This is a genomic window from Pseudomonadota bacterium (genome assembly GCA_018817425.1).
Lineage (GTDB): Bacteria > Desulfobacterota > Desulfobacteria > Desulfobacterales > RPRI01 > RPRI01.
Genome location: JAHITX010000129.1, coordinates 45,350 through 52,894, shown reverse-complemented (window position 1 = coordinate 52,894; position 7,545 = coordinate 45,350). Strand labels below are relative to the sequence as shown.

Sequence of the window (7,545 nt, the reverse complement as noted above, 5' to 3'; positions counted from 1 at the left end):
GCGGCATCAAAGTCTTGACAAGAAAACACCGGATATGGTTTATTGGGCGACATTTCCCAAGAGAGAGACAGCAGCTTGAATAAGCAGCTTACCCACTTAAAAAACAATTTTTGCTGTTCATACAATCCCGACCACCGCTTTCCCCGTCCGATTTTGTTTAATGTTGGGGCACGCAACACCGAGGCTGCACATATTGGGCTTCTTGGTTTTACAGGGCATCGCAAACTCGTGTTTGAGGGGAACGTTGTATTATTTGCAACGGATCGCCTTGCTATCGGGGCAGAGTACCGGCAAAAGCCGAATGCATATACTTCAATTCCAGGGCTTGTTGAACCGGAAGACGACTGGTGGTCGGTGGTCGCAGCCTATGTTGTCAATGATCATTTCACCATTTCCGGAGGAGTATTCAGCCTGGGAGAGGTCCTGAATCACTATGATGATGGTGCCCTTGCTCTTAAAATAAAATATGAATTCTGAAAACTTAATGATGCTATAAATTGATACCATACTCTTTGAGTTTTAACTGTAAAGTGCGGCGGCTTATGCCAAGGATATCGGCGGCATGGGTGCGGTTTCCGCCAGCCTCATCAAGTGTTCGAATAATCATATCTTTTTCTACGTCTTTTAGAGATCTTCCGGAGGATAAATCGAGTTCTATGTTTGTATCATCAACACTTAGATTTTTAAATGCATCAGGAAATTCCTCCGGAGTGATCATCTCTCCCCGTGTCATGATAACAGCGCGTTCCACCACATTTTCCAGCTCCCTGACATTGCCAGGCCATTCGTAACGCATGAGCAGATCAATAGCCCGTGGATTAAAGCCTTTGATGAGCCGCTGATTTTTATCAGAATACCGTTTAAGAAAAAAAGCAGCCAGCAAAGGAATATCATCGCGTCGTTCATGTAAAGATGGAACCCTCAAATTAACAACATTCAGGCGGTAGTAAAGATCTTCTCGAAACCGGCCTTCCCGGATTTCTACTTCTAAATCTCTGTTGGTAGCTGCAATGATCCGGGTATCAACATTAACGGTAGTCGAACTTCCTATGGGTTCAAACTGACGTTCCTGAAGTACCCTAAGGATCTTTGCCTGGGTGACAGTTGACATCTCAGCAATTTCATCCATAAAAATCGAACCGGTGTGAGCCAGATGAAACCGTCCTTTCTTTTGAGACACCGCACCTGTGAAGGAGCCTTTCTCATGACCGAAGAGTTCACTTTCCAGAAGAGTTTCAGGCAGAGCGGCACAATTTATTTTAATTAAGGGCTTCTTGTGGCGAGGACTGTTTTGGTGAATGGCATTAGCAATAAGTTCTTTTCCAGTGCCGCTTCCACCGGTAATAAGAACAGTGGCTTCCGTGGGTGCCACCATGGCAATGGTTTCCAGAAGTTTTTGCATTGCCTGGCTTCGGCCGATGATATTTGAAAAGTCAAACCGAGCGTCCAATTGTTCATTAGGAAAAATATCCTCTTTCTCCAATTGCTGGTGGCGCAAGGCCTTTTCAATCAGTATTTTTAATTCATCTATGTCAAGAGGTTTTGTCAGATAATCGTAAGCTCCTTTTTTGAGAGCATCAATTGCCGTATCCACAGAAGCATATGCAGTCATAATAATAATAGGAATGCCCGGACTTATTTCCTTGATTCTTTTCAAGGCTTCGATACCTTCTATTCTGCTCATGCGAATATCCATAATAATTAGATCATAAAACTGTTCTTCTACTGCAACAATGGCGGTCTCACCATCATCAGCTTCAACAACTTCGTAACCTTCTTCCGAAAGAACGACATTAAGCATCTGTCGGTGGGTTTGTTCATCATCAACAACTAGTATCTTTTTTTTCATTCGTTTTTCCGTTTCTTATGTGCCCCAAGAGCCCCATATAAGGAGTCAAATAATCATGCTTTGTCTGCATATATAGGAATGCTCAAGGTAAAGCGGCAACCATAGCTTTTGCCAGAAAGAGGACTCTCTATAATTATTTCGCCACCATGATTTTCCACAATCTTGTGGACGATAGACAATCCTAATCCGGTGCCTTTTTTTCTGGTAGTAAAAAAAGGGTCGAAAATTTTTTCTCTTTGTTCGGGCACAATGGCTGGACCATCGCTTTCGACCCAGATATTGAGCTGGTTGCTTTGTTCATTCAAATTCACTCCAACATCAATGGTTCCGCCCGCCTCAACAGATTGTATTGCGTTCAATAAAAGATTGAGAAGAGCCTGTGTCATCTGGTTCTCATCCAAAGGAAACTCTCCCAAATCAGGCAGAATATTTTTTGTGATTTCAATATTTCGAACCAGAGCATCCGCATGCACCAATCGTAACGTATGTTCCACTAATTCATTTACATTAACTGGAAATAACCTGGCTTCCAAAGGTCGGGCAAAAGTAAGTAAGTCCGTCACAACTCGATCAATTCTATCAATTTCCTTTATCATGGTGTCAGAATATTCCTGCTCCTGAGGTCGATCTTTCAGGGCATGCTTTAGAAACTGAGCAAAGCCCCTGATAGAGCCAAGGGGATTTCTGATCTCGTGGGCTACCCCGGCTGCCAGTTTCCCGATTGCCGCAAGTTTTTCCGACCGCTTGATCTTTGCTTCCAACCGTTTGATTTCCCTCAGATCCCGAAGTACGATTACAGCAGCTTTACATTCCCCCTTTTCAGCCATAATCGGGGATACGCTTAATGCCAAAGCGACTTCTTCTCCCGATTGCTTATGGTAGAGAATTTCTCTTTCTAATACTGAGCGGCAGTAGGAAAGGGTTTCATTAATGCCGCTTTTCTCAAAATCAATATATTCTTTCAAATCCAGGCCTCTGATCTCGGATTCCTTAAAATCGAGTAACTCCAGTGCTAATAAGTTGTAAGAAGCCACTTTCCCATCCCGGTTAACGCTCAGCAAGCCATTGGCCATGCTGGCCACAACTTGACTGGCGTAATCCTGAGTTTCTTTGAGTGTCCTATCCACAAGGTAGTAGTTTTGTATAACAAATATAAAAAAAAGCGCTCCGGAACCTAAGGCAACAACAATGGCAGCCATGATCAAGGCATGATGAAAGTCTGTATGACGCGCCTCTTCAAAGGTCGACAATTTCAAAGCAAGGACAATAAACCTGTCGCATTTTAATCCATCAACAGGAGTTCGAAAAGGGAAAAAACATTTGTTAAGTTCATATACCTTGGAACCGTCTGAAAGTTCCCTGATCCGGCTTTTCACCTGATTATTGTCAGTTAGTTGAAATGTTAAATCAGAAGGCAAATCTTCATTAGAAGTCTGTGAATGACTGATTACATTGCCTCCTTCATCCAGCAAGTAAATATATGCAATATCCTCATCTTTTCCTGCTTCATGAATAAGCCTGCCTATTAGGTCATGACTATCCTGTGTTTTGGAATGATTTATTCCAACCCTTGCGCCAACTTCTATTGTTCGAATCAGTGATAATCCCTGGCGATTAATAAATTCCAAAGCACGCGTTTTATCACGGTTCAAATTTCGGTAAGTGGAAATGCTGATAAGCACGAGAAGTAGAAGCACAACGGCAACAATAGAATATGCAGGCACATACATTTTTTTTAATTTAAGCATACCGCATCTATTCCTATAAAAAATCTGTAATAATTGGAACGTTGTTTTTAGAAACGCTATAGATTGATTTTATCCTAACCCTGAATACTTTTATATAATTTTCATACTTAATTTATAGGATAAATATAATAGTTCATGCTGTCAATTTATAATTTATTTTCATAAAATTCATTAAGTTTCCAATATTTTTACTATAACAGTATTTATTCTATTAATATTGATCCGCTATTATATATACTTTAGAGCCAGTTTCAAAACGCCCCATTTTCGCAGATCTCTGCATTGGGCTCAAAGATTAATCCTCGAAATACTTAATGTATTCCTTTGGTTGAAATTTGCTTGCTGTTGCGATTTAACAGGCTATACGCTCACCCCAAACCAGGGTATTTTCACCTTTTATAGTTTAAAGGCCATTTTTATTGTTTAATAATATTTATTATTGACTCTGGCGCTATAACTCAATATTTACATTGTACAAAAATAAAACGAAGCAGTCAGAAAATATTCTGTTTTGCCTGAAACATAAAAATCAAGACTTGCATGCAAAAGAGGGTATTTTTTAAATATCTTAAACGGAGGAAACGATGGGCTGGTTTATAAAAACCTTTACAAGTTCCATAGGTAAAAAATGGCTTATGGCTATAACAGGGCTTAGTTTTTGCGGATTTCTTACATCACATCTATTAGGCAACCTGACTCTTTATGCAGGAAAAGATGCTTTTAATTCATATGCCGAGCATCTTCATTCTCTTGGAGTGCTTTTATCTGTAAGTGAAAAAGGGCTTTTGTTTTTTGGGATAATTCACATTTTAACCGGCCTTGTTCTTTTTATTCAAAATATGAAATCAAGACCCGTAAGATACTCCGTCAAAAAAAATGCCGGGGGCCGCACAATAGGATCTGCTACAATGCCTTACACCGGCTTGATACTAATTGCTTTTATAATACTGCATCTGATCAATTTTCATTTTATTGATAAAACCGGCACAACAATATTTGAAATAGTTAAGAATGCGTTTTTAAATCCGGTATATATAGTAGTATATATATTTGCCATGATTGTGGTTGCAGTACATGTAAGTCACGGGTTCTGGAGTGCTTTTCAAACACTTGGAGCAAACCATCCCAAGTATATGCCTTTTATCAGAAAGGCGGGTATTGCCTTCAGTATATTAGTTGGACTTGGTTTCGGCTTCATACCGGTTTTTATTTCGCTTACAACATAAGGAAGGATATAATATGCAGCTTGATGCAAAAACACCGGCAGGCCCACTTGCACAAAAATGGGACAAACACCGTTTTGAGCTAAAGCTTGTCAACCCTGCAAATAAAAGAAAATACAACATAATCGTTGTTGGAACCGGCCTTGCCGGAGGTTCGGCGTCAGCATCTCTTGCCGAACTTGGATATAATGTAAAGACATTCTGCATACAGGATAGTCCGAGACGCGCCCACAGTATTGCCGCTCAGGGCGGAATCAATGCTTCAAAAAACTATCAGAATGACAGTGACAGCGATTGGCGCCTTTTTTACGATACTATAAAAGGCGGCGATTTCAGGGCAAGAGAAGCAAATGTTTACAGACTTGCCCAGCTTAGCGGAAACATTATCGATCAATGTGTTGCTCAGGGAGTTCCGTTTGCGCGCGAATACGGAGGCCAGCTTGCAAACAGAAGTTTCGGCGGTGCTCAGGTTTCAAGAACTTTTTATGCACGGGGCCAGACAGGTCAGCAGCTTCTTTTAGGAGCATACAGCGCGCTTTCAAGACAGATTGCGGCGAAAAAAGTACAAATGTATGCCCGAAGGGAAATGCTGGACATTGTAGTAATTGACGGTCATGCAAAAGGGATTGTTGTACGCAATCTTGTTTCAGGTGAAATTGAAAAATATGCCGCAGATGCGGTTGTTCTTGCCACAGGCGGCTACGGCAATGTGTTTTATCTTTCAACAAATGCCATGGGCTCAAATGTTACTGCAACTTACAGAGCATATAAAAAAGGAGCTTTTTTCGCCAACCCCTGTTTTACACAGATACACCCAACATGCATACCCGTTCACGGAACATATCAGTCAAAACTCACATTGATGAGTGAAAGCCTGAGAAATGATGGCCGGGTCTGGGTTCCCAAAAAACCGGGAGATAAAAGAAAGCCTTCCGAGATACCTGAAAGTGAACGTGATTATTATCTTGAAAATAAATATCCAAGTTTCGGAAACCTTGTTCCACGCGATGTTGCATCACGAAATGCCAAAGAGCAGTGCGATAAGAAAAAAGGTGTCGGCGAAACAGGACTTGCAGTTTATCTTGATTTTGCAGATGCAATCAAAAGAGACGGAAAAGACACTATAGCAAAAAAATACGGTAACCTTTTCCAGATGTACGAAAAGATTACAGCCGATAATCCCTATGAAACGCCTATGATGATTTACCCCGCCGTCCATTACGCTATGGGCGGACTATGGGTTGACTATAATCTTATGAGTACCATAGACGGTCTTTTTGTACTGGGAGAAGCCAATTTTTCCGACCATGGCGCAAATCGTCTTGGTGCAAGTGCTCTCATGCAGGGCCTTGCGGATGGATATTTCGTAATTCCTTATACTATAGGCGGATATCTTGCTACCACACCTAAAAAAGAGATAAAAACCGATCATCCGGCATTTAAGGAATCCGAGAAAAAAATTAATGATTTTACCAATAAGCTTCTTTCTATAAAAGGAAAGCGTACAGCAGATGATTTTCACAGGCATCTTGGAAATATTTTGTGGGAATATTGCGGCATGTCCAGAAATGACGCAGGGCTTGAAAAAGCACGAAAGCTTATACAGGAGTTAAGGGGAGAATTCTGGAAAAATGTTGTTGTACCGGGTTCCGGCATGGAGTTTAACCAAAGTCTTGAAAAGGCCGGCCGTGTTGCAGATTTTCTTGAATTCGGTGAATTGTTGGTAATAGATGCTCTTTCCCGCAAGGAATCCTGTGGTGGCCATTTTAATGAGGCTCATCAAACTGAAGAAAATGAGGCAATGCGTGATGATGATAATTTCTGCCATGTTTCGGCATGGGAGTATAAGGGAGATGGAAATGATCCCGTTCTTAATAAAGAACCTCTTACTTTTGAAAATGTCAAACTGACACAAAGGAGTTACAAGTGACAAAGACTCTTAATTTGACACTCAAGGTCTGGCGCCAGAAAGGCCCGGACGCTGTCGGTAAACTTGAAACATATAATGCCAAAAATATTTCCACTGACATGTCTTTTCTGGAAATGATAGATGTTATAAATGAACAGCTTACCCTTGAAGGCAAGGAACCAATAGCTTTTGACCATGACTGCCGTGAAGGAATTTGTGGTATGTGCGGTGCTGTTGTAAACGGCCGTCCGCATGGCCCTGAAAAAGAAACTACATTGTGCCAGCTTCATATGCGCCATTTTTCGGACGGCGATACTATTTTTATTGAACCCTGGCGTTCGAAAGCTTTTAAAATAATAAAAGACCTTGCTGTTGACCGGAGTGCGCTGGATAAAATAATCCAAGCCGGAGGTTATGTTTCCGTTAATACAGGCGGAGCTCCCGATGCTAATGCCATACCGATTTCACAGGAAATAGCAGAAAAAGCAATGGATGCCGCTGCATGCATAGGATGCGGAGCATGTGTGGCAGCCTGCCCAAATGCTTCTGCAATGCTTTTTACAAGTGCTAAAATTTCACAGTTAGCGCTTCTTCCCCAGGGAAAACCTGAAGCAGCAAAGCGGGCTATAGAAATGGTTCGAACAATGGATAAGCTTGGTTTCGGAAACTGCACCAATGAAAGAGAATGTGAAGCAGAATGTCCGAAAGAAATTTCTATTGTAAACATTGCCCGAATGAACAGGGAATTTTTTAAGGCATCGTTCTTTTCAGATGTAAAATAGTATCTGCTGATGACTAACCATACTATTTATATAT

General features: G+C 41.2%; 6 protein-coding genes. 4 read left to right on the top strand and 2 right to left on the bottom strand.

Annotated elements, in window-relative coordinates; all coding sequences use genetic code 11:
• The first annotated feature begins 42 nt into the window (after positions 1 to 42).
• Positions 43 to 477 carry a DUF3034 family protein gene (locus KKC46_21680; protein MBU1056412.1) on the top strand — a complete coding sequence of 145 codons (435 nt, stop codon included), beginning with the start codon at positions 43 to 45 and terminating at the stop codon, positions 475 to 477.
• Positions 478 to 490: 13 nt separating this feature from the next.
• On the opposite strand, the gene KKC46_21675 is transcribed toward KKC46_21680, so the two are convergent.
• Positions 491 to 1,849 (bottom strand): sigma-54 dependent transcriptional regulator, encoded by a 1,359-nt coding sequence (locus KKC46_21675; protein MBU1056411.1) that lies wholly within the window; start codon positions 1,847 to 1,849, stop codon positions 491 to 493.
• A 53-nt stretch (positions 1,850 to 1,902) separates the two neighbouring features.
• A complete protein-coding gene (locus KKC46_21670; GenBank protein ID MBU1056410.1) occupies positions 1,903 to 3,597 on the bottom strand; it encodes a PAS domain-containing protein in 1,695 nt (564 codons plus the stop codon).
• Between the two features lie 584 nt (positions 3,598 to 4,181).
• On the opposite strand from KKC46_21670, the gene KKC46_21665 reads away from it, so the two are divergent.
• Genes KKC46_21665 through KKC46_21655 form a run of 3 tightly spaced genes read left to right on the top strand, consistent with a single transcriptional unit; the run spans position 4,182 to position 7,511 of the window.
• Positions 4,182 to 4,823: a succinate dehydrogenase cytochrome b subunit gene (locus tag KKC46_21665; GenBank protein MBU1056409.1), complete on the top strand. Its 642-nt coding sequence runs from the start codon at positions 4,182 to 4,184 to the stop codon at positions 4,821 to 4,823.
• Positions 4,824 to 4,836: 13 nt separating this feature from the next.
• Positions 4,837 to 6,750 (top strand): fumarate reductase/succinate dehydrogenase flavoprotein subunit, encoded by a 1,914-nt coding sequence (locus KKC46_21660; GenBank protein ID MBU1056408.1) that lies wholly within the window; start codon positions 4,837 to 4,839, stop codon positions 6,748 to 6,750.
• Entirely contained in the window at positions 6,747 to 7,511 is a 765-nt protein-coding gene (locus KKC46_21655; protein ID MBU1056407.1) for a succinate dehydrogenase/fumarate reductase iron-sulfur subunit, read from the top strand. Before KKC46_21660 ends, KKC46_21655 begins: the two co-directional genes overlap by 4 nt.
• Positions 7,512 to 7,545 lie beyond the last annotated feature (34 nt).

What these genes read in the sequence shown, in the direction of transcription:
- KKC46_21675 (MBU1056411.1), bottom strand. Translation starts at nt 1,849, where the DNA reads ATGAAAAAAAAGATACTAGTTGTTGATGATGAACAAACCCACCGACAG.
- KKC46_21670 (MBU1056410.1), bottom strand. Translation starts at nt 3,597, where the DNA reads ATGCTTAAATTAAAAAAAATGTATGTGCCTGCATATTCTATTGTTGCC.
- KKC46_21665 (MBU1056409.1), top strand. Translation starts at nt 4,182, where the DNA reads ATGGGCTGGTTTATAAAAACCTTTACAAGTTCCATAGGTAAAAAATGG.
- KKC46_21660 (MBU1056408.1), top strand. Translation starts at nt 4,837, where the DNA reads ATGCAGCTTGATGCAAAAACACCGGCAGGCCCACTTGCACAAAAATGG.